Here is a 22,480-nt window from a genome sequence, read left to right as displayed (position 1 = left end):
AATGCGCTTAGACTCACCTCAAAAATGGTTAGATAGCTTGGAGATAACTTGTCCTTTGAAACTTGAGTAATCAATCTAATCATTCATAAGAATGAAGTCTTCCCCACGCAAATAGACATTCCCTTTTTATCATTTCTTGTTGTCCTACCCAAAAGCATATTGCTTTATCCCTATAAACATTACCATAGTATGACGTGTTTCGCCAATTTTAACAATTCAGAGGCCCTTTATTATCTTACATTTCATAAGCAATGAACTAGCCATTTTCATACAACGATTTACATATTATTTTACCATTCTGAATTTTCTAAGTAAATAAAACTACCCTATATTTTTTGCACATAAAAAAGGTTGCCAAATCGGCAACCTCCTCTTCTTACATTACATAAATTCAGCAACAAGCTCATCAAACATTTTCTGATCCATATTTAAATCAGATTTCACTAAAGGCTCTTCACTATAGCCTTTAACAAGTTCTTGATATGATGGTTGCTTAGTATTTTGATAAATTAAACCTGTTACTAAACCGTTATTTTCCATTAACGTTTGCATAGCCATCATGCGATTAGATGGATCATATCCCTCTACTGTGCTTAGTTTCGTTAAATTCTCTTTAAACCAATCGTAAGTATTTACTTTATTGTAAGTAACACATGGGCTAAATACGTTAATTAATGAAAATCCTTTATGGTTAATACCAGCTTCAATAATTTGTGTTAATTCTTTTAAATCACTCGAAAAGCTTTGCGCCACAAATGTCGCACCAGCTGTTAAAGCCATTTCCATTACATTTAGTGATGGTTCAATTGAACCTTGTGGTGTGCTTTTCGTTTTAAATCCAGCTTCACTACGTGGTGAAGTTTGCCCTTTTGTTAATCCGTAAATTTGGTTATCCATTACGATGTACGTAATGTCGATATTACGACGAATAGAATGGATTGTATGTCCCATACCAATCGCAAATCCATCACCGTCACCACCTGAAGCGATCACTGTTAAATCACGATTTGCCATTTTCACACCTTGTGCAATCGGAAGGGCACGACCATGAATACTATGCACACCATATGAATTAATATAACCTGAAATACGGCCTGAACAGCCGATACCAGAAATAACAGCAAGTTCATCTGGATTTAAGCCAACGTTAGCTGCTGCACGTTGAATTGCAGCTTGCACTGAGAAGTCTCCGCAACCTGGGCACCAGTTTGGCTTTACACTGTTACGAAAGTCCTTAAATGTTGCCATTTAATACAACCCCTTTTTTGCATTCGTTGTAAATCTCTTTCGGCAAGAATGGGTTTCCATCATATTTTAAAAGACTAGAAATTTTCTCACCATTACCAAGATTCATTTTCATAATGTTAGCAAGTTGACCTGTTGCATTGTTTTCTACTACTACAACACGCTTCGCCTTTTTCACAAGTGGATCGATTTCAGCTGTTGGGAACGGGTGAATTAAACGCACATGAGCATGGTTTACTTTCATACCCTCTTGTTCTAAACGCGTCATTGCCTCTTCGATCGCACCACGAGTTGAGTTAAATCCAACAAGCAATACATCTGCTTCTTCATGCTTAACATTTTTATAAACAGGGGTATTAAACTTCAAGTTCTCCATTTTACGGAAACGTTTGTCCATTTGATCTTTACGGTTTATTGCTGATTCCGATGGCTTTCCAGTTTCATCATGTTCTACACCTGTAACATGGTGAACACCATTTTTCATACCAGGTAAAACACGCGGCGAAACGCCGTCTTCAGTTACTTCATAACGCTTGAAGTATGCTTTATTTTCACGTTCTGGTAATTCTGCTTCTAAATCAAGCTTACCACGACGGATTTCCACTTTATCTAATTTAAGTGGTTCTACTGTTTGTTTTCCTAACGAAAGCTGTAAATCTGTTAAGAAAATAACAGGAACTTGATATTCTTCAGATAAGTTAAATGCTTCTACAATGTCATAGAAAGCTTCTTCAACTGTACTTGGCGCCATTACGATTTTTGGAATTTCACCATGCGTACCGTAAATCATCGCCATTAAGTCAGACTGTTCTTGTTTCGTTGGTAATCCCGTACTTGGACCACCACGTTGTGTATCAACAATTACTAATGGGGTTTCTGTAATACCTGCTAAACCGATTGCTTCCATCATTAATGACAGACCAGGACCAGCAGATGCAGTTAATGTACGAACACCAGCATAGTTTGCGCCGATTGCCATTGTACAAGCTGCAATTTCATCCTCAGTTTGGATTACTGTTCCGCCGACTTTCGGTAATTTTTTAATTAAGTATTCCATAATTTCTGATGCAGGTGTGATTGGGTATGCTGACATAAAACGAGCACCACCAGCTACCGCACCAAATGCGATTGCATCGTTTCCAATCATAAACATGCGTTTTTTACCATCAGCTTTTTCAAGCTGCATCATGTTTACTTTCTCACCTAGTAATTCTTTCATATATTGAGAGCCACGTTTAATTGCGTCCATATTCTTTTGAACGACTTGCTCTCCTTTACGACCAAAGATTTCTTCAACAACATCTAAATAAGCTGTTTCGTCTAATCCTAATACTGCACTTGATGCTCCAACAGCAACCATGTTTTTCATTAACGATGTGCCTAATTCTGAAGCAATATCTGTAAACGGTATCACATATAGATTTACATCTGTATTGTCGGGTATTGTTGGATTAAATTTCGCATCCGCAACTACAATTCCACCTGGACGTAGTTCGTGGAAGTTAAAATCAATTGTTTCTTGGTCAAAAGCAATTAAAATATCTAAATCATCTGAGATCGCGCGTACTTCTGTTGTACTTACACGAATTTTATTATTTGTATGGCCGCCTTTTATACGTGATGAGAAGTGGCGGTAACCGTATAGGTAATATCCTAATCGGTTTAATGCAATACAGAAGATTTCTCCTGTACTTTCAATTCCTTCACCTTGTTGGCCTCCAACTTTCCATGAAAGTTGACTAATCATCTCCTACACCCCTTTTGGCTGCATTCATTGTAGTGTATTTTTTTACAGTAATAGTTTAGCATTTTTTATGCAAATAAACTACAACGGACGCAAATTATGCCTCTTCTGATTTCCCTGAATCTTTAGTATAAAGCTATTTTGTTTTTCATTCTAGTATTAGGTCTTAAAAAAAGCAATAAAATCAAATGAATTAATTTTAATTTTTCTGAATTTTAAACCACAAACTTAAAAACTCATATGTTCAACAAAATTATCATATAAAAATCTTTCTACAGTAGATGCAGCATAGTATTTATAAAGCTCATTCATGACATTTTCATAATCTCCATAGGCAGATACATTGACAACCGTATCTACAATCCCATCAAAATCTGAACCAAACCCTATATTGTTTTCTCCACCTAGCGAGCAAATATATTCGATATGTTTTATGATATCAGTTATATTTACTTGCCTTTCACTTGTTAGAAACTGCGGTACAAAAGTGACACCGATCATGCCATTTTTCTTTATAAGAGCTTTAAGTTGTTCATCGTTTAAATTACGTGGGTGCTCGCAAAGTTTCATACAATTTGAGTGGGAAGCAATAGGATTTTTTGCAATCTCTATAACATCCCAAAAACTTCTTTCATTTAGATGAGACACATCAGTCCATACATGTAGCGCATTCAGTTCTTGTACAACCTGTTTACCAAAATTCGTTAAACCCGCCCCACGTGTCTCTAGCGCACCATCAGCTAAGAAATTGGCATAATTCCATGTTAGTCCAAAAGAACGTACTCCTAGGCGATACAACAACCGTAATTTCATTGCTTCTTTTCCAATTGCTTCGCATCCTTCTAGTGTTAATATCGCTCCAACCTCGTCCTGTTTTAACATGTTAATATCATCTTTTGTCTGAATAAACTTTACACCTGGTAGGGATAAAATTTCATTATAAAAAATATCTACCATTTGTAATGCTGCTTCAAATCGGTTTTCATATGCCACTGTTTCTGGTACATATATAGCAAAACATTGTATACTTCCTTTTCTTCTCTTTAACTGTTCAAATGTAATATGTAATTGTGAATCATCGTTAAAATTCCTTTTCCCTTGTGCACTCCATAACTGAAGAAGCACGTCACAATGAGCATCAAAAATTTTCATTTTCATTCCTCCATTATAAAAACAACCTGTTTGCATACTGCAAACAGGTTGTTTAAAACTTAACGAGGTTCTACAATTAATTTTATTGCTGTACGCTCTTCGCCATCAATCATAATATCTGTAAACGCTGGGATACAAATCAGGTCCAAACCACTAGGCGCTACAAATCCTCTTGCGATTGCTACTGCCTTTACCGCTTGGTTCAATGCACCTGCACCAATAGCTTGAATTTCTGCTGTTCCGCGTTCGCGAATAACACCTGCAAGTGCACCAGCTACAGAATTAGGGACCGACGTTGCTTTAACTTTTAATATTTCCATTCCGCGTTTCCTCCTCGTTTCTTTAAAAAGTATTAGCAATTATTTCACTTTAACTTATATTCACGAGGAATGGCGCGTATTCCTGCTAAATTTTCGTAATTTTTCTAAAAAATTAAAATATAATAACTTATCTAAAATTTAACGGAAATTTACTCAAAAAATGGTTGATCGTCATTAATTAAAATACGCTCAATTTTCTTTGCTTTTCCTGTATTTGGATCCACATCAATTAACACTGCACTTAATTGCGTTCTACCACTTGTTACTTCAAATCGTACTGGTAAGTTCGTTAAAAACTTCTTCAATACCGCTTCTCGGTCCATACCTAATATTCCATCATATGGCCCTGTCATCCCAACATCTGTAATATATGCCGTTCCGCTTGGTAAAATACGGTTATCCGCTGTAGGGACATGCGTATGCGTACCTACTACTGCTGTAGCACGTCCATCTACATACCAACCTAGCGCTTGTTTTTCACTTGTAGTCTCCGCATGGAAATCAACAAAGATAATATTCGTACGTTTTTTCGCAATATTAATTAATTCATCCACTTTACGGAATGGACAATCAATCGGAGGAAGGAAAGTACGTCCTTGTAAGTTAATAACTGCAACTTCTGTTCCATTACAGTTCACAAAGATAAGTCCTTTTCCTGGAGTTCCTTCTGGGAAGTTAGCTGGTCTTGCAAGATATTTTGCATCATCGATGAATTCAAATACTTCACGATTATCCCAAGCATGGTTTCCAAGTGTAACTGCTTGCGCCCCACACTCTAAAAAGTTTCGATATATTTTTTCTGTAATCCCACGGCCACCTGCTGCGTTTTCTCCATTAATGATTGTTACTGTAGGTGTATATTTTTTCTTTAATGCCGGTACGTATTGTTGAATCATACCTCTACCAGGAGATCCTACTACATCCCCAACAAATAATATTCTCATATGTCTTACCCTTTCTATGTACTGCATTTTTTATTGCTATAGCATTAAGGAAATTCCTTATAATATGTTTATTATAAGTTTGTTTCACTTTTACGCTATATAACTAACTGTCTTTATTTTATCCAATTCCAACACAAAAAAATAAAGTGGTGTTTCACCACTTTATTTTGCGTATTCCACTGCACGTGTTTCACGAATAACAGTTACTTTAATATGTCCTGGGTAATCCAGTTCATTTTCAATACGTTTTCGGATATCACGAGCTAAACGATGAGCTTCTAAATCATCGATTGTATCTGGTTTTACCAAAATACGAACTTCACGTCCTGCTTGAATTGCAAATGATTTTTCAACGCCTTCATAAGACTCTGAAATCTCTTCTAACTTTTCAAGACGACGAATGTAGTTTTCAAGCGTTTCACTACGAGCTCCCGGTCTTGCAGCTGATAAAGCATCTGCTGCTGCAACTAAAACTGCAATGATAGAAGTTGGTTCTGTGTCACCATGGTGAGATGCGATACTGTTTATAACTACAGGATGCTCTTTATATTTCGTTGCGAGTTCAACACCAATTTCAACGTGGCTACCTTCTACTTCATGGTCAATCGCTTTTCCGATATCATGTAATAGACCAGCACGTCTTGCTAGTTTTTCATCCTCGCCAAGCTCTGCTGCCATAAGTCCAGTTAAATATGCAACTTCCATAGAGTGTTTTAAGACGTTTTGTCCATAACTTGTACGGTATTTTAAACGACCTAAAATTTTAATTAAATCTGGGTGTAATCCATGAACACCCACTTCAAACGTTGTTTGCTCTCCGACTTCGCGAATATACTCGTCCACTTCACGTCTTGATTTTTCGACCATCTCTTCAATACGCGCTGGGTGAATACGTCCGTCCTGTACTAGTTTATCAAGAGCGATACGAGCTGTTTCACGACGAATTGGATCGAATCCAGAAAGGATTACCGCCTCTGGTGTATCATCGATAATTAAGTCAATACCCGTTAACGTTTCTAACGTACGAATATTACGACCTTCACGCCCGATAATACGTCCCTTCATTTCGTCATTTGGAAGATTTACAACCGAAACGGTTGTTTCAGCAACATGATCAGCTGCACATCTTTGCATTGCAAGAGATAAAATCTCTTTTGCTTTCTTATCCGCTTCTTCTTTCGCGCGAACTTCACTTTCTTTTACCATAACAGCGATTTCATGAGAAACTTCATTTTCTACTTTACCAAGAATAATTGCTTTCGCTTGTTCGCGTGTCAGATTGGAAATGCGCTCTAATTCTGTTTGTTGCTTTTGAACTAACTCTCCCACTTTGCTTTCCAACTCTTCAATCTGTTGTTGTCTCGCTACAAGAGAATCCTCTTTCTTTTCTAACTGCTGCTCGCGTTTATCGAGCGTTTCGTCTTTACGATCAAGGTTCTCTTCTTTTTGCATTAAACGATTTTCTTGTTTTTGTAATTCGCTTCTACGGTCACGAATTTCTAATTCAGCTTCTGTACGAAGTGTATGAATTTCATCCTTTGCTTCTAAAAGCGCTTCTTTCTTAAGTGCTTCAGCCTCACGATTCGCTTCGTCTAGAATACGTTTCGCTTCATTAGCCGCACCATTAATCTTCGCTTCAGCAATAGACTTTCGAACAAAAAAGCCAACAACTGCACCGACTGTTGTTGCAAGCAAAATGGAGATGAGTATCCAAACTGTACTACTCATGATTTCACCTCCCCTTGCTATGAATGAAAAAAGACTGTCGGCATGTACATTAAATTACAACATACAGCAAAGACCGTCGTCCCGCTTTTTTAAGGGACTTTCTTCATTTCACAATTAAAATGTCATATTATTATTTCGGTAAGTTTTAAACCTTACTCCGAATATTACTTCTCTTCTTGAGAAGAGTATATCGTATATAAGAAAAAATATACATTCTCATTGTATCTATCGTAATTTTCATTGTCAAGCGTTGTCTACTTTTACTTTCTTTACCTTCAGTCCTGAATGTTATCTGAATTTAAAAAATTGATAGCTTATTATCCTGGAAAACCTTAGTAAATACCATTTTATTCCCTTAAAACATATGAATATTCCTCTTTACACATCCCATTTGAGTCAAAAAAATATTTTAACCACTACGATAGATACCCCTTTAATAGAAGGTAAAAAAATAAAAGACACGGGACCCGTGTCTTTTATTTTTTAATCTTGAAGAGTTGAATCTTCCGTGTCTTCCACACCAGAATCTTCACCAATTCCGTGATGATCACGAACAAAGAAGGCAATTTCCTCTCTTAAGTCCGTATTCTCTTTTAAGAATTGCTTCGAATTTTCACGACCTTGTCCTAAACGTTCTTCATTATAAGAATACCAAGCACCGCTCTTTTGAACGATATCAAGCTCAGAAGCCATATCCAAGATTTCACCTTCTCTTGAAATACCTTCTCCGTACATAATATCAACTTCAGCAACACGGAATGGTGGCGCTACTTTATTTTTCACTACTTTTACTTTTGTTTTATTACCAACGATGTCGTTACCTTGCTTTAATTGCTCCGCACGACGCACTTCAAGACGGACAGTTGAATAGAATTTCAACGCACGACCACCTGGAGTTGTTTCTGGGTTTCCGAACATAACCCCAACTTTTTCACGAATTTGGTTAATAAAGATTGCAATTGTTTTTGATTTGTTGATTGCTCCTGAAAGCTTACGAAGTGCTTGTGACATTAAACGTGCTTGTAAACCTACGTGTGAGTCACCCATGTCTCCTTCAATCTCTGCTTTCGGTACAAGAGCTGCTACAGAGTCAATTACGATAATGTCAACCGCACCACTTCGTACAAGTGCTTCTGCGATTTCTAATCCTTGCTCCCCTGTATCAGGCTGTGATAATAGTAATTCATCTATGTTAACGCCTAATTTTTGTGCATATACAGGATCCATTGCGTGCTCCGCATCGATGAATGCTGCTTGTCCACCTTGACGTTGTACTTCTGCAATTGCATGTAATGAAACTGTCGTTTTACCTGAACTTTCAGGTCCGTAAATTTCGATAATACGGCCACGTGGGTATCCGCCTACCCCTAGCGCCACATCAAGTGCTAAAGAACCACTTGAAATTGTAGAAATTCTACGTTCCGCTTGTTCTCCTAATTTCATAATTGAACCTTTACCGAATTGCTTCTCTATTTGTTTTAACGCCATATCTAATGCCGCTTGACGATCACTCATTCAAAATTCCTCCTTAACTGAATTGCTAATCTTATTATACCTATTTTCAATTCAATTTGCCAACAAAAATCGAACATTTATTCGATTTTTTTATTTTCCATCACACAAATACGGAATTTAACTATAAAAAAAGCTAGAAGAAACTTATATCTCTTCTAGCTTTTTATATAAATGATAAAATCCATATTTTGCTGATCGTTCTCTAATTTGTTGACGACTTCCACTTAAATTAAGAGGAAAGACTGCAGTTTGTTCACCTTTAATCGCTAATCCAACAAATACTGTTCCTGGCTCTTTCTGTTCTGAAGCATCTGGCCCTGCTACCCCAGTGAAACTAATTCCGATATCCGCTTTTAATAAATCCTTAACATTTTCAGCAAGATAACGAGCACATTCCTTACTAACTGCACCATCAGTATGCAACACTTCTTCAGGCACACGTAAAACATGTTGCTTCACATCATTATGATAACAAATGACACCGCCCTTAAATACAGAAGAAACACCAGCATTTTCAGTTACTTGATTTCCAAAAAGACCACCTGTTAAACTTTCTGCACATGCTAAAGTTAACCCTTTTCTCTTCAATAACTCGATTGCCTTATAATGCAAAAATTCTTGGTCATATCCGTAGAAAAATTCTCCTACTCTTTCTAAAATCAAATCTTCCACATGTTGAATTAGTTTCTCCGCTTCGCTAACATTTTGATGCTTAGCGGTTAAACGTAATGTCACTTCTCCATCATTTGCTAGCGGGGCAATTGTTGGGTTTGTTTGTCCATCAATTAAATCTTGAACTTTCACCTCTAATTGGGACTCCCCAATACCGAAGAAACGAAGCACACGTGAATAAATGTTTTCTCCTGTTGTAAAATTACGTAAAAAAGGCTCTACGTAACTTACATACATTGGTTTCATTTCTTTTGGCGGCCCTGGTAATAAAATATAAACTTTTCCGTTCTTATTTACCCCCATACCCGGCGCCATACCGTGGTCATTTGCAAATACTGTTGCTCCATTTAAAACGAGCGCTTGCTTTTTATTATTCTCCGTAAATTCACGGCCTGTACGCTTAAAGTAATTACTTATTAAGTCTAATGCCTTTTCATCATACACAAGCTTTTCATCTAAACTAGTCGCTATCGTTTCTTTCGTTAAATCATCTTTTGTCGGTCCTAATCCACCTGTAAAAATAAGGATATCAGCACGTTCTTCCGCAGCTTCAATCGCCTTTTGCAGTCGCTTATTATTATCACCAACAACAGTATGATAGTACACGTTAATTCCAATTGAAGCCAACTTTTCAGATAAAAACTGGGCATTTGTATTTGCAATTTGTCCAAGTAATAATTCAGTTCCAACCGCAATAATCTCAGCATTCATCCCAATTCCCCCATAAACTTCTATTTTGAGTTTACAAAAGCAGCTCTATTTTTCCAGAAATAATCCCATCCTGAAATAACAGTAAAGATTAATGCAATCCATATGAAGATATCCGCAACTGGAATATGGATTAAATTTAAAGGTACATCGTGTAATAAATATGCTGCAATCGCAATAATTTGTGTCCATGTCTTAATTTTCCCTAGCTGATTTGCCGCAACTACTTCCCCTGTTCCAGCAAGTACAAGACGTAAACCTGTTACAGCAAACTCACGACTGATAATTACAATAACAATCCAAGCCGGTACATATCGCATCTCTACCAATGTAATAAGTGCTGCTGAAACCAGTAATTTATCAGCTAACGGATCAAGAAACTTTCCTAAGTTCGTTACAAGATTATACTTCCTTGCGTAATGTCCATCAATCCAATCTGTAGCTGAAGCAACGATAAAGATAAGTGCCCCCACTAAATGTTGAATTGGTAAATCAACATCACCAATTGTGTATGAACCCCAATTAAAGGGCGCTAACATAATTACCATGAAAATTGGAATTAAGAAGATTCTAGATATTGTAATTTTATTTGGTAAATTCACAGCTATTCCTCCATCATATCAAAAACATTTGTTCATTGAAAAAAGTCATCGAAGCGATGACTGTTATTGTGCAGGTTGCCCTATCCCTTGGTTTTTTATCACCAATCTTTGGTGAAGTTCTTTTTCTGGGTCCAATGGGAAAGCAACCACTTGGCCATTCAGTTTAACTTCAACATTCGTTGCATTTCCAATATTAAGTCGTACTTCTTTTAATGTTGATACATCACGTTTTTCTGTTTGACCACCTTGTACTGTAGTGTTTAAAATTTCGTTACCCGCATCATCTTTAACATCTACATAGCTTGTACCCTTCGCTATGATTTCCAATTCTAACGTTTTATTATTATGAATTTCCAAAGTAGATACCTTACCAGTTGTTCCAACTACTTTCACTTCTTGCTGTCCCGTTGGTGGTGCTGGTTGCTCTTCTTTCTTTGGTTCTTCTTTCTTTGGTTCCTCTTTTTTTGGTTCTTCCGCTTTCGCTTCATCTTTCTTCGTATCTAACGGAGAATCTTTTGCTTTTTGAACTTCAATTTTCTCACTTTGAGCACTCGGAACTTTTTCATCATCTTTTCCAGTTAACGCTTGAAACACAAACCAGATTACCACTCCAACTGCGATTACTAACAACGCAACTAAGATTTTCGGCATGTGATCTGCAATTGGCCATGATGAAGATTTTTGCATTGTTTCTTGTGTTTTTTGTCCCGTTGATACTTGTGGAACTTCACGCTTCTCAGATTGTGGTATCGTACTCTGATGTTCTACAAGCAGTTCCTCTCCATTTAATCCAACCGCATCTGCGTATTGTTTAATGAATGCACGCGCATAAAAAGCTCCTGGCAATACATCATAATTGCCTTCTTCAATTGCCACTAAGTGGCGTTTTTGAATTTTTGTAATCTCATGCAGCTGATCAATAGTCAAGCCTTTCGCTTCTCTTGCTTCTTTCAGCTTTTGTCCCAATTCCGTCACTACTAACACCTCAATATTTCTTTAAAAGTCAAACATAGAGAAATTATTTTGCGTACCTTGCTCAATTTCATCTACTAAATTATATTGAATTTCTTCATCATAATCGTTACGCAACTCGATAATATAATCAAAATCATCCAATGTGTATTCTGACTGACTCACAAATACATCAGGATGTTCCACAACTTTCGTTGCAGGCAATCTCATAATTTCACGAACGAGCTGCCAATGTCTTTCGTTAGCACGCTTCGTTGACACAATTCCATCTAGGATGAAAATATTGTCATCGCTATACTCATCTTCAATTAATTGACTGCGAACAGTTTGCTTAATAAGAGTAGATGATACAAATAACCACCTTTTATTTGCACAAACACTTGCAGCAACAATGGATTCTGTTTTTCCGACACGAGGCATTCCGCGTATCCCAATTAGTTTATGGCCTTCTTTTTTCATAATTTCTGCCATAAAGTCTACAAGTAAGCCTAATTCATCACGCACAAATCGAAATGTTTTCTTATCATCTGCATCTCGTTGTATGTACCTACCATGCCTAACCGCTAGCTTATCTCTTAGCTTGGGCGGACGATATTTCGTTACCGTTATGTTATCCATCGTATTTAAAATTGATTCAAGTCTAGAGATTTGCTCTTGATTATCACACATAAGAAGTAACCCACGTCGTGCATTATCTACACCATTAATTGTGACAATATTAATGCCGAGCATACCGATTAACGAAGAAACGTCACCAAGCAAGCCAGGTCGGTTTTTATGTATTTCATATTCAAAATACCATTCAATCATCCAAGATCACTCCCCTTGCTTACTTTACACCTACGTACTATATTATATGATTTCACCTTAATAGGGAAGCTAAATGTATAATCTATCCTGTGTAATTATTATACAAAAAAAGTAGAGAGGAGAATCTCCTCTCTACTTTTACTTATGTTGTACAAACTTAACCATTAAGTTTGCAATGGTATGTTGCTCCTGTTCATCAGCAACTTTCCAAAGCTCAGCTAATAATTTCTCTTGGTCATTGCGTCCTTCTACTTCATTAGCAAGGTAGTCGCCAACACGAAATGCCATATCTGATACCGCACCGCCGTCTAAACCTTTTCCTTGCGCTTGCTCTAAACGATCTCCTAAAAAGCTCTTCCACTGATCAAAATTATCTAATACTGACATAATTAAGCACCTCACTATTGAGTAATAAAATCATGCTTAATTTGTGCAACTATTCATTTTTTATGTAAGAAATTTTTAGCAGTGCCAACCACCATTCACTCCGATGATTTGTCCAGTTATGTAAGATGCTCCTGGTGATACGAGGAATGCAACTGTTTTTGCTACTTCTTCTGGTAACCCTATTCTACCTAATGGTATATCTTCAGCAATTCCCATTTTATCTTCTTCAGAAAAAACACTTAACATTTCCGTTTCAATTGCTCCTGGTGCTACCGCATTCACACGTAATCCACTTAAAGACACTTCTTTCGCCAAAGCTTTCACATATGAATTTTGCGCCCCTTTTACCATTGAATAAAGCACTTCACAAGAAGCCCCTATTTGTCCCCATATAGATGAAACAATTACAATATTACCACTTCTCCTCCCAATCATAGGCGGAAGTGCCATTGAAAGTAATTTATATACGTTCTTCACTTGAAGTTCTACCATATAATCCAATTCATCGTTTGTTACATCTGTTACTAGTCCAAAAATACTCTTCCCAGCTGCATATACAATAACATCAATAGGATGTTCAATTTGTCTCCACAATTGCTCTGCTCCATCACTAGAAGCCAAATTCGCTTGCACAGGGATAACTTCCCCCCATGCTTTCTGCAATTCCAATACCTTTCCTTCACTGTTATTGTAATGAACATAAACTGTATATCCATCTTGAATTAATTGTTTCGAAATAGCAGAGCCAATCCCTCCGCTCCCTCCAGTTACTAACGCATACTTTTTCATAAATTCCCTCTCTTATCTCTACAAGTTCACTTTTCACACAACTAAATAATACCCTCATCTTACAATTTTTCAATGATAAGATGAGGGTATCTTTAAAATGTTATTTTTTCGGTAACACCTGACAAACACTCATTTTTTCTTCTGATAACAATAATTTTGCTACTTCTTGTAAGTCTTGAACGGTTAGCCCTTCTAATACAGTCAATGCATCAAATAGACTAGATTCATTAAACGCATATCGTGTAAATTGATTTGCAATATATTCTGGTGAATTCAACGAGCGTAAAAAACCACCAATTTTCTTTTTCTTCACTCGTTCTAATGCCGCCGCATCTAATTGATCATAATCTGTTTTTAATAAAATATCTTTTAAACGATCTGCCAATTCATCAGGTTGTTTCGTATCACCGCCAACCATTGCAAAACCGAAGTTATTTTCTTCTGTATAGTCATACGAGAATGAATCATCAATAAGCCCTTCATTATATAAAGCTTCGTAATGAACAGAACTTTTTCCAAATAAATAATCTAAAAGTAACGTAAGCGCAATTTCTTGTTTTAAAAGCGCTTGCCCTTTTTCTTTTAAATTAGTCGCTTTAATACCAACTAAACATTTCGGTGTTTGCACAGGCATTGAAATAATTTTTTTCTTTTCATTTACCTCATTTGGTTCCTCTTCAAATGAACGCACAATTTCTGGCTGGTTTTTATAATCTTTTTTTGCTTGATTTTCACGTACTAAATCCATTGTTTTCTCTGGATCAATTGCACCCACAACAAATAATAACATATTGCTCGGATGATAAAATGTTTCATAACATTCATATAATAAATCTTTCGTAATTTTACTAATAGATTCGATTGTCCCTGCAATATCAATTTTAATTGGGTGTTTTACAAACAAGCTATCAATTAACCCAAAGTACAAACGCCAATCTGGGTTATCTTGATACATTTGAATTTCTTGCCCAATAATCCCCTTCTCTTTTTCAACTGTTTTTTCAGAGAAATAAGGCTCTTGCACAAAGTTTAGTAATGTATTTAAATTTTGTTCTACGTTTGAAGTACATGAAAAAAGGTAAGCTGTTCGTGTGAAGGATGTAAAAGCATTTGCCGATGCTCCTTGTTTACTAAACAATTGGAAAGCATCGTGATCTTCTTTTTCAAATAATTTATGCTCAAGAAAATGTGCAATCCCATCAGGTACACGAATCATTTCTTCTTTCCCTAATGGTACAAATGTATTATCTACTGAACCATATTTCGTTGTAAACGTCGCAAATGTTTTATTAAATCCTTGTTTCGGTAAAACATATACATCTAATCCATTAGGAAGTTTTTCATAATAGAGTGTTTCTTTTAATTGCTCATAAATAATTTTCTCCATTTACTCTCCCTCCGTTCCTTGTAAAAAGTAAATTGTATCTAGTTCAATATTTTTAGCAACTTTTACAATTTCTTCTTTTGTAACACTTTCTATACCTGTAAGCCATTCTTTAACTGGACGTGTACGATCTGAAATAATACCATGATATAGCATTTCTACAAATCCACGCGGTGTATCAATCGCCTCTAATATTTGATTTTGGATGACACTTTTTGTTTGATGTATTTCTTCTTCAGAAAACTCTCCGTTTTGCATCGCAAGCATTTGTTCTTTAATAATCTCAACTGCTTTTTCATAATTTTTCGCTTCAATTCCTGACATAACAAATAATAAACCTTTATGACTTTCAAAGCGCGATGCTGCATAGTACGCTAAACTATTTTTTTCACGCACATTTACGAATAACTTCGAATGAGAAAAACCACCAAACAATCCATTGAACAATTGCAATGCAAAATAATCTTCATCTTTATATGTGACAAATGTACGATAACCGATGTGTAATTTACTTTGTTTTAATTCTTGTTTTTCAACAACTTCTTTTTCTTCATTATTTCGTCTATGAAGGAGTACATTTCTTTCTCTCACTGGACGAGCTGAAATAGAAAAATACTTACTTACAAGATCAACGGCGTTTTCTGAAATATCACCAATAATATATAGATCCATCTCATCTTCCGCTAACACCTTTTGATAATATTGATACAGACTTTCATTTGTAATAGAAGCAACACTCTCTTTTTTTCCATTTGCACTTAAACGATACGGTTCTACTTTGCACATTTCTTCAATTAAACGCTCGTTTGCATAACGCATTTTATCGTCATAAGTAGCTTCAATTCTCTGTAACAGTGCTCTTTTTTCACTTTCTACGATAGAAGGTAGGAAACCGTTCCCCTCCGTCGCTGGATGTAACACAATATCCGACAACATAGAAAGCGCTTTTTCAAATAACGGTGGTGCATCATGTAAATATACTTCATTTGCAATGTCTACATAAATGGAGATAATATGGTCTTCCCCTTTTTTACTTACATCTACTGCTAAAGAAGACCCGTATAATTCTTCTAAATATTGACGAAGACGAATTACAGAAGGTAATTTTTCTGTCGCACTTTGCAATACGTATGGCAATAGGGCACGCTCTGTCACCGTCTCCTCATTTAAAGGCGCTTTAAAACGAAATACAAAGGTATTCGTTTTATATTTATCAGTCGGAATAATATGTACGCGCAAACCACCTAACTCATGTAGTTGTTGTTCCATTAGTTTCATTTATAGCCCTCCTTTACGTATATAGGAATATTCCTCTTCAATATACAGTTTTTAGAAATAAAAAATCAACTTTTCTCCCTTATTATGCTTACATATGATTCTTTCTAAAAACTTTAATATGTAAGGAACATAGTAAAATTCCGTATTAAATATATTCTATGTAAAAAAGCCCACACTAATGTGCGAGCTTTTTTATACTTATAAAATACTTATCGTTTTCCTTTTTCATAAGGAGTTCCTAATGCTTTCGGAGCTTCAGAACGACCCACAAAACCAACAAGCGCTAATATTGTGAATACATATGGTAATATCGTTAATAAAACACTTGGAATTTGATCTAATACAGGAATTGTTCCGCCCGTTACACTAAGAGATTGTGCAAAACCAAAGAATAGAGCTGCACCTAGTGCGCCTAGTGGATTCCACTTTCCAAAAATCATAGCAGCTAAAGCTAAGAAACCTTGTCCTGTAATAGTTGCCCCTGAGAAGTTATTAGAAATTGACATTGCAAAAATCGCTCCACCAATTCCAGCAAACACTCCTGAAATACAGACTCCAATATAGCGCATTTTATATACGTTAATCCCCATCGTATCCGCTGCCATTGGGTGTTCACCAACAGCACGTAGACGAAGACCGAACGGTGTTTTATAAATAACATACCAAACAACGAATGCTAAAATAATGGCAATATACGACGTTATTGGTACGTTCGAGAAAAATATTTTCCCTAAAACCGGAATATCCGAAAGGCCTGGAATATCAATCTTTTCAATACGATACTGAATAAAGTCAGTCTGCCCTTTATCAAAAATCTTCTTAATTGCAAATACCGTTAAACCAAGAGATAAGAAGTTAATTGCTACACCACTTACAACTTGATCTGCTCGGAATGTAATAGAAGCTACCGCATGAAGTAATGCAAATAATCCACTACCAATTGCCGCAAATAATAACGCAATCCACGGAGTCATCGTTCCCCAAGTATCACCCATTAATAAGTTTGTAACAACTCCAATAAATGCACCAAATAGCATTAGTCCTTCTAATCCGATATTTACAACACCCGATCGTTCACTAAATACACCACCTAGTGCTGTGAAAATGATAGGTGCCGATGTATATAACGTACCCGTCACAAGAATGGCTAATATATCTAAAAAGCTCATTTATTTCCCCTCCTTGCTCATGCGTGTAAGCGCCCATCTTAACACATAACTACATGCAACAAAGAAGATGATACATGCAATAATTACATTAATAAGCTCTGATGGTACATCTGCCTCAAAGTTCATTTGAGGGGAAGCACTTTTCAAACCACCAAATAATAAAGCTGAAAGGATTATCCCAAACGGATTATTCCCTCCAAGTAATGCTACAGCAATCCCATCAAATCCTACTCCTGTAAACGAAGACATCGCTGTCATACTCTGGAATGTTCCTAATCCTTCCATCGCTCCACCAATCCCCGCAAATGCACCAGCAATTGTCATGGAGAATACTACATTACGAGAAACTTTCATACCTGCATATTGAGAAGCATGCTGATTAAATCCTACCGACTTTAATTCGTAGCCTAAAGTTGTTCGATCTAATAAGAACCACATTAAAATAGCAATTAATATTGCTACAATAATTCCCCAGTGAAGACGCGAACCATCAGTAATAGAAGCAAGCCAGTCTGAAGATAGTGATGCACTCTCTTTAATGTCATACGTTTTATCATTACCTTCATGTAAAAAGCGCTTAATGATGTCATATGTTACATATAATGCGATATAGTTCATCATAATTGTTACAATAACCTCATTAACTTGAAACTTTCCTTTTAAATATCCAGGAATGAAGCCCCAAATTCCTCCTACCAATGCTGCGAATAAAATAGATAATGGAATATGAAGGAAAGCTGGTAGTGAAACTGCATAACCGAACCAAACCGCTGCAAGCCAACCAACTAGCAATTGCCCCTCTACCCCGATATTAAATAAACCTGTACGAAATGCAAACGCCACTGATAAACCAGCAAGAATAAGCGGTATCATTGTACGAAGCGTTTCACCAATCGCACTTGCGCTGCCGAACATCCCTGTCCAAAGTGCACTATAACCCACAATTGGATCATAACCACTAACTAGCATTACAATCGCTCCGACAAGTAAGCCAAAAATAACGGATAGTACTGGGACTAAAATATTTATCGTTCGTTCTGTTAAAAGTTTTTTAGCCATTTGTACCCACCTGCTCCTTCTTTGTTCCTCCAGCCATTAACAATCCAAGCTGTTGTTCATTCGTTTCTTTCGCATCAACTATTGCTACAATTTTCCCTTCATAAATAACAGCAATTCGATCGCTAACATTTAAGATTTCATCTAACTCTAGTGATAAAAGTAATACACCTTTCCCTTTATCCCTTTGCTCTATTAATCTCTTATGAATAAATTCAATTGCTCCTACATCTAAACCACGTGTTGGCTGTGCTGCGATTAATAAATCCGGATCACGGTCTACTTCACGTGCAATAATTGCTTTTTGTTGATTTCCCCCAGATAGAGCGCGTGCTAACGTTTGCTCACTAGGTGTACGTACATCAAACTGTTCAATAAGAGCCTTTGCTTTTTCTGTAATTTTGCTGAAATTTAAAATCCCTTTCTTTGAAAACGGATTCTTATAGTACGTTTGCAGAACTATATTATCTCTAACAGAAAAATCAAGGACGAGTCCGTGTTTATGACGATCTTCTGGAATATGACCAATTCCTTCTTCTGTTATTCTTCTAACAGGCCAATTTGTTATTTCTTTCCCTTTAATTGCAATAGAACCTGACTCAACTTTTCGTAAACCAGTAATTGCTTCTATTAATTCACTTTGTCCGTTTCCATCAATCCCTGCAATCCCAACAATTTCCCCCGCACGAACAGTTAAGTCAAGGCCTTTTACAGCAGGTAGTTGACGTGCATCGTGAACAACAAGGTTTGCAATTGAAAGTACCTCTTCTTTTGGTTTCGCGTCTATTTTTTCTGTTTTAAAATTCACTTGACGTCCGACCATTAATTCTGCAAGTTTATTTTCATCCGTATTTGCAACGTCAACCGTTCCAATTCCTTTTCCTTTACGAATAATCGTACAACGATCGCAAACTTCCATAATTTCTTTCAACTTATGTGTAATAAGAACAATAGATTTTCCTTCTTGCACAAGCTTTTTCATAATTTGAATTAGCTCATGAATTTCTTGCGGTGTTAACACAGCTGTCGGTTCATCAAATATTAAAATTTCTGCACCGCGGTAAAGAGTTTTTAATATCTCAACACGCTGTTGCATACCAACTGAAATATCCTGTATTTTCGCATATGGATCTACAGCTAAACCGTATTGTTCAGACAGTTTTTGAATTTCTTTAGCAGCTTCCTCAACAGCAATTTTCCCTTTTTTCTTCGGTTCATTTCCGAGAATAATATTTTCTGTAACTGTAAAATTATGAACAAGCATAAAGTGCTGATGAACCATTCCAATACCAAGGTCATTTGCCACATTCGGATTGGTAATGTTTACAGACTTTCCTTTAATTTTAATTTCACCTTGTTCTGGTTGGTACAAACCAAATAGTACATTCATCAATGTGGATTTCCCTGCACCATTTTCTCCAAGTAAAGCATGTATCTCACCCTGCTTTACTTGCAGCGTAATATCATCATTCGCTACAATGCCTGGGAATACTTTCGTAATGTTATTCATCTCAATTACGTATTCCATTGTGTTCCTCCTTTTAACAGGGAACATTCCCTATTACACTATTAACTTATTAAGCAATTCGGAAGTTTTATACATACAAAGGTTAGTTCTATGAACTAACCTTTGCTATTTCTCTATTTATTTTTTTAGAGAAGCTTCATATTCTTTATACTCTTTATCTGTAGCTGGTACTTTAATTTCACCGTCTGTAATTTTCTTTTCAAGCTCTTCTACTTTTGTTAAAATTTCAGGGTTAACTTTTTTCACGTTGTCAGTTGTTTTTGCAATACCAACACCGTCATCTTTTAAACCAAACGCTTCTACTTTACCGCCTTTTAACTTACCGTCTTTCGCTTCTTGTGCTACTTTTTCAACAGCGATATCTACACGTTTTACCATTGAAGTTAATGTTACGTTTTCAGGCATACCTTCTTGGTTTTGGTCACGGTCAACACCGATTACCCAAACATTTTCACCTTTTTTCTTACGGTTTTTCGCTTCAGTGAATACACCGTTACCTGTACCACCAGCAGCATGGTAAATTACGTCTACGCCTTGACCGTACATTGCTGATGCAAGAACTGTACCTTTTTCAGGTTTATCGAATGCTTCTGCATATTCAGATACGATTTCAATGTTTGGATTTACTGCTTTTGCACCCGCTTTAAATCCATTTTCGAATTTACTAATTAAATCACTCTTCATCCCACCAACAAATCCTACTTTATTTGATTTTGTTGACATAGCTGCTACCGCACCTACAAGGAATGATCCTTCATGATCTTTAAATGTAATGCTCGTTACGTTTGGTGCATCTACTACAGTATCAACGATTGCAAATTGTTGTTTTGGAGATTCTTTTGCTACTTCTTTAATTGCACCTTCTAATTTATAACCAATTCCGAAAGATAAATCATACTTATCTTTTGAAAATTTCTTTAAGTTTGGAATATAATCCGCTTCTTTTTCAGACTGTAGGTAACGATAATTTGTCTTTTCCTTTAATCCATTATCTTTACCAAACTTTTTTAGTCCTTCCCAAGAAGATTGGTTGAACGATTTGTCATCAACGCCCCCAACATCCGTTACCATACCAACCTTGAAGTCTTTCGTGTCTTTCTTGTCACTGCTTGCCTTATCCGAGTTACCACATGCACCTAAAACTGTACTTGCTACTAATGTTAATGATAATAAAAGACCTGCTTTTTTCTTCATACTAGAAACCCCTCCAAAAATGATATATATTTATTTATTCTTTCGCTGCTGTCCCTTACTTCTTGCTGTCACCTCCCTAAAAAGGAACTTACCTACATACGCTTTCTTAATACGTGGAAGCTAAACTTATCAGCTCTAAAGTAATTGATAGAATATAAGATTGGCTCATCATTTTGATCATAGTGCATTTGTTTTAATACAAGCAGTGCTGTTTCAGGCTCACATTCTAAAATTGGTGAGATTTTAGGGTGATAGCCAATTGGCTCAATGTGAGCAACCGCATATGTTATGCGCTTATGCGTGTTATTATGTATCACCGTTAATAATGATTCCTCATTGTAACCCGATAAATCTGGCAATATTTCTTTTGCAAGTTTATCGATACAATATACAACAGGTTCCCCATCTGCTGTACGCACGCGTTCAATCATCACTGCATTAAAACCATCTTCACTATTAAACTTCTCTTTTTCCTCTTCTGTTAAAGTTGTAGTAGATGATGATAAAAAAATCGTTCCTGGTGTTTTCCCCACACTAGAAATCATATCTGTAATACTAGAAAGTTGTTCTATTCCAGAAGAAAATAATGGCTTTGCATTTACAAATGTCCCTACACCATGTCTACGAATGACAACATTTTCTTCTTCTAAAATACGTAACGCTTCCCTTAAAGTCGCTCTACTTACGCCAAGTTCTTTCGCTAAATCAAACTCTGATGGTAACTTTTGTCGTTCTTTATAAGCCCCATCTTTAATTTTTTCTTTGATGTGATCAATCACCCGTAAATATAGGTGACGACTATCGGATTTTACTGACATAAGACTCCCCCGCATTTCAATTATTCGACCTCTGATGTAAGACTTCTTTTCTCTTTTTTCAACTTACAACATAGTACAAATGACTAACCACTAAAAATAAGCACAATTGTCGAATAAATAATAATAATTTTTTAAAATGAAATTTTCACTCTTTACTGTATAAAAAAAACTTTGCACCATAAACATTCCTCATTTCGAGAAAAAGTTCGGCACAAAGATCCTTTACATCCTTTGTTACACACTTTTCCCCTCATAGTCTAGCAATTCATGGTTGCCAGGTAGAAACTTATGGACCTTATCTCCAAGATTATATGAGGCAGTGATTCTTTTCGAAGTAATCTTACCACTTGCTCTCATACGTGTCAACAAAATCCAACATTTTTCTGTATTAAATATCGAACATTCACATAAAACACACTCAAAGTATTCGTATTCTATAGGGACCTTATAAATGTAAGCCCTTTC

20 protein-coding genes and 1 riboswitch are annotated in these 22,480 nt (G+C 36.3%); all 20 genes read right to left on the bottom strand.

Annotated elements, in window-relative coordinates:
* Positions 1-381: 381 nt before the first annotated feature.
* The 20 genes from ATL10_RS16930 to ATL10_RS16835 all read right to left on the bottom strand — a co-directional run bounded on the left by ATL10_RS16930 (position 382) and on the right by ATL10_RS16835 (position 22,015).
* On the bottom strand, positions 382-1,248 hold the full coding sequence (locus ATL10_RS16930) for a 2-oxoacid:ferredoxin oxidoreductase subunit beta (RefSeq protein WP_000190155.1): 867 nt from the start codon (positions 1,246-1,248) through the stop codon (positions 382-384).
* Positions 1,235-2,992, bottom strand: a complete 1,758-nt coding sequence (locus ATL10_RS16925) for a 2-oxoacid:acceptor oxidoreductase subunit alpha (protein ID WP_000625417.1) — start codon at positions 2,990-2,992, stop codon at positions 1,235-1,237. The genes ATL10_RS16930 and ATL10_RS16925 overlap by 14 nt, the downstream gene beginning before the upstream one ends.
* A gap of 225 nt (positions 2,993-3,217) precedes the next feature.
* Positions 3,218-4,141 carry a dipeptidase gene (locus tag ATL10_RS16920; protein WP_098365725.1) on the bottom strand — a complete coding sequence of 308 codons (924 nt, stop codon included), beginning with the start codon at positions 4,139-4,141 and terminating at the stop codon, positions 3,218-3,220.
* Positions 4,142-4,200: 59 nt separating this feature from the next.
* On the bottom strand, positions 4,201-4,461 hold the full coding sequence (spoVS, locus tag ATL10_RS16915; RefSeq protein ID WP_000404341.1) for a stage V sporulation protein SpoVS: 261 nt from the start codon (positions 4,459-4,461) through the stop codon (positions 4,201-4,203).
* A 149-nt stretch (positions 4,462-4,610) separates the two neighbouring features.
* On the bottom strand, positions 4,611-5,405 hold the full coding sequence (locus ATL10_RS16910; RefSeq protein ID WP_001221097.1) for a TIGR00282 family metallophosphoesterase: 795 nt from the start codon (positions 5,403-5,405) through the stop codon (positions 4,611-4,613).
* A 162-nt stretch (positions 5,406-5,567) separates the two neighbouring features.
* The gene (gene rny / locus ATL10_RS16905) at positions 5,568-7,133 is read right to left on the bottom strand and encodes a ribonuclease Y (RefSeq protein WP_000099769.1); all 1,566 of its coding nucleotides are present in this window, start codon (positions 7,131-7,133) and stop codon (positions 5,568-5,570) included.
* Positions 7,134-7,616: 483 nt separating this feature from the next.
* Entirely contained in the window at positions 7,617-8,648 is a 1,032-nt protein-coding gene (recA, locus tag ATL10_RS16900) for a recombinase RecA (protein ID WP_001283854.1), read from the bottom strand.
* A 144-nt stretch (positions 8,649-8,792) separates the two neighbouring features.
* Positions 8,793-10,031 (bottom strand): competence/damage-inducible protein A, encoded by a 1,239-nt coding sequence (locus ATL10_RS16895; RefSeq protein ID WP_065229238.1) that lies wholly within the window; start codon positions 10,029-10,031, stop codon positions 8,793-8,795.
* A 20-nt stretch (positions 10,032-10,051) separates the two neighbouring features.
* On the bottom strand, positions 10,052-10,630 hold the full coding sequence (gene pgsA, locus ATL10_RS16890; RefSeq protein WP_001052977.1) for a CDP-diacylglycerol--glycerol-3-phosphate 3-phosphatidyltransferase: 579 nt from the start codon (positions 10,628-10,630) through the stop codon (positions 10,052-10,054).
* Between the two features lie 63 nt (positions 10,631-10,693).
* Positions 10,694-11,605 carry a helix-turn-helix domain-containing protein gene (locus tag ATL10_RS16885; RefSeq protein ID WP_000137474.1) on the bottom strand — a complete coding sequence of 304 codons (912 nt, stop codon included), beginning with the start codon at positions 11,603-11,605 and terminating at the stop codon, positions 10,694-10,696.
* 21 nt (positions 11,606-11,626) lie between these two features.
* Positions 11,627-12,412, bottom strand: coding sequence for a DUF3388 domain-containing protein (locus ATL10_RS16880; RefSeq protein WP_000574107.1), 786 nt, complete (start codon positions 12,410-12,412; stop codon positions 11,627-11,629).
* 138 nt (positions 12,413-12,550) lie between these two features.
* Entirely contained in the window at positions 12,551-12,799 is a 249-nt protein-coding gene (locus ATL10_RS16875) for a DUF3243 domain-containing protein (RefSeq protein WP_000114444.1), read from the bottom strand.
* Positions 12,800-12,874: 75 nt separating this feature from the next.
* Complete coding sequence (gene ymfI, locus ATL10_RS16870; RefSeq protein ID WP_000759626.1) at positions 12,875-13,588, bottom strand: elongation factor P 5-aminopentanone reductase; 714 nt, start codon at positions 13,586-13,588, stop codon at positions 12,875-12,877.
* Positions 13,589-13,688: 100 nt separating this feature from the next.
* Positions 13,689-14,975: an EF-P 5-aminopentanol modification-associated protein YfmH gene (gene yfmH, locus ATL10_RS16865; protein WP_000411277.1), complete on the bottom strand. Its 1,287-nt coding sequence runs from the start codon at positions 14,973-14,975 to the stop codon at positions 13,689-13,691.
* Positions 14,976-16,250: an EF-P 5-aminopentanol modification-associated protein YfmF gene (gene yfmF, locus ATL10_RS16860; RefSeq protein WP_086388052.1), complete on the bottom strand. Its 1,275-nt coding sequence runs from the start codon at positions 16,248-16,250 to the stop codon at positions 14,976-14,978. It lies immediately after the preceding gene.
* A 209-nt stretch (positions 16,251-16,459) separates the two neighbouring features.
* Entirely contained in the window at positions 16,460-17,419 is a 960-nt protein-coding gene (locus ATL10_RS16855) for an ABC transporter permease (protein WP_000008857.1), read from the bottom strand.
* The gene (locus ATL10_RS16850) at positions 17,420-18,478 is read right to left on the bottom strand and encodes an ABC transporter permease (RefSeq protein WP_001085255.1); all 1,059 of its coding nucleotides are present in this window, start codon (positions 18,476-18,478) and stop codon (positions 17,420-17,422) included.
* Positions 18,471-20,003 carry an ABC transporter ATP-binding protein gene (locus tag ATL10_RS16845; RefSeq protein ID WP_000456925.1) on the bottom strand — a complete coding sequence of 511 codons (1,533 nt, stop codon included), beginning with the start codon at positions 20,001-20,003 and terminating at the stop codon, positions 18,471-18,473. Before ATL10_RS16845 ends, ATL10_RS16850 begins: the two co-directional genes overlap by 8 nt.
* A 117-nt stretch (positions 20,004-20,120) precedes the next feature.
* A complete protein-coding gene (locus ATL10_RS16840) occupies positions 20,121-21,197 on the bottom strand; it encodes a BMP family lipoprotein (RefSeq protein WP_000725773.1) in 1,077 nt (358 codons plus the stop codon).
* Positions 21,198-21,289: 92 nt separating this feature from the next.
* Complete coding sequence (locus ATL10_RS16835) at positions 21,290-22,015, bottom strand: GntR family transcriptional regulator (RefSeq protein WP_000114182.1); 726 nt, start codon at positions 22,013-22,015, stop codon at positions 21,290-21,292.
* A gap of 233 nt (positions 22,016-22,248) precedes the next feature.
* A riboswitch (purine riboswitch) is annotated at positions 22,249-22,350 on the bottom strand.
* Positions 22,351-22,480 lie beyond the last annotated feature (130 nt).

The sequence above is a fragment of the Bacillus sp. 196mf genome (assembly GCF_003217275.1).
Taxonomy (GTDB): Bacteria; Bacillota; Bacilli; order Bacillales; family Bacillaceae_G; genus Bacillus_A; species Bacillus_A thuringiensis_S.
Note: the sequence above shows the minus strand (reverse complement) of the source record. Positions and strands in the feature narration are given on the sequence as shown.

What these genes read in the sequence shown, in the direction of transcription:
- ATL10_RS16840 (WP_000725773.1), bottom strand. Translation starts at nt 21,197, where the DNA reads ATGAAGAAAAAAGCAGGTCTTTTATTATCATTAACATTAGTAGCAAGT.
- spoVS (WP_000404341.1), bottom strand. Translation starts at nt 4,461, where the DNA reads ATGGAAATATTAAAAGTTAAAGCAACGTCGGTCCCTAATTCTGTAGCT.
- ATL10_RS16880 (WP_000574107.1), bottom strand. Translation starts at nt 12,412, where the DNA reads ATGATTGAATGGTATTTTGAATATGAAATACATAAAAACCGACCTGGC.
- ATL10_RS16920 (WP_098365725.1), bottom strand. Translation starts at nt 4,141, where the DNA reads ATGAAAATTTTTGATGCTCATTGTGACGTGCTTCTTCAGTTATGGAGT.
- ATL10_RS16930 (WP_000190155.1), bottom strand. Translation starts at nt 1,248, where the DNA reads ATGGCAACATTTAAGGACTTTCGTAACAGTGTAAAGCCAAACTGGTGC.
- ATL10_RS16855 (WP_000008857.1), bottom strand. Translation starts at nt 17,419, where the DNA reads ATGAGCTTTTTAGATATATTAGCCATTCTTGTGACGGGTACGTTATAT.
- ATL10_RS16925 (WP_000625417.1), bottom strand. Translation starts at nt 2,992, where the DNA reads ATGATTAGTCAACTTTCATGGAAAGTTGGAGGCCAACAAGGTGAAGGA.
- yfmF (WP_086388052.1), bottom strand. Translation starts at nt 16,250, where the DNA reads ATGAAACTAATGGAACAACAACTACATGAGTTAGGTGGTTTGCGCGTA.
- ATL10_RS16895 (WP_065229238.1), bottom strand. Translation starts at nt 10,031, where the DNA reads ATGAATGCTGAGATTATTGCGGTTGGAACTGAATTATTACTTGGACAA.
- recA (WP_001283854.1), bottom strand. Translation starts at nt 8,648, where the DNA reads ATGAGTGATCGTCAAGCGGCATTAGATATGGCGTTAAAACAAATAGAG.
- rny (WP_000099769.1), bottom strand. Translation starts at nt 7,133, where the DNA reads ATGAGTAGTACAGTTTGGATACTCATCTCCATTTTGCTTGCAACAACA.
- ATL10_RS16845 (WP_000456925.1), bottom strand. Translation starts at nt 20,003, where the DNA reads ATGGAATACGTAATTGAGATGAATAACATTACGAAAGTATTCCCAGGC.
- ymfI (WP_000759626.1), bottom strand. Translation starts at nt 13,588, where the DNA reads ATGAAAAAGTATGCGTTAGTAACTGGAGGGAGCGGAGGGATTGGCTCT.
- ATL10_RS16835 (WP_000114182.1), bottom strand. Translation starts at nt 22,015, where the DNA reads ATGTCAGTAAAATCCGATAGTCGTCACCTATATTTACGGGTGATTGAT.
- ATL10_RS16910 (WP_001221097.1), bottom strand. Translation starts at nt 5,405, where the DNA reads ATGAGAATATTATTTGTTGGGGATGTAGTAGGATCTCCTGGTAGAGGT.
- ATL10_RS16850 (WP_001085255.1), bottom strand. Translation starts at nt 18,478, where the DNA reads ATGGCTAAAAAACTTTTAACAGAACGAACGATAAATATTTTAGTCCCA.
- ATL10_RS16875 (WP_000114444.1), bottom strand. Translation starts at nt 12,799, where the DNA reads ATGTCAGTATTAGATAATTTTGATCAGTGGAAGAGCTTTTTAGGAGAT.
- yfmH (WP_000411277.1), bottom strand. Translation starts at nt 14,975, where the DNA reads ATGGAGAAAATTATTTATGAGCAATTAAAAGAAACACTCTATTATGAA.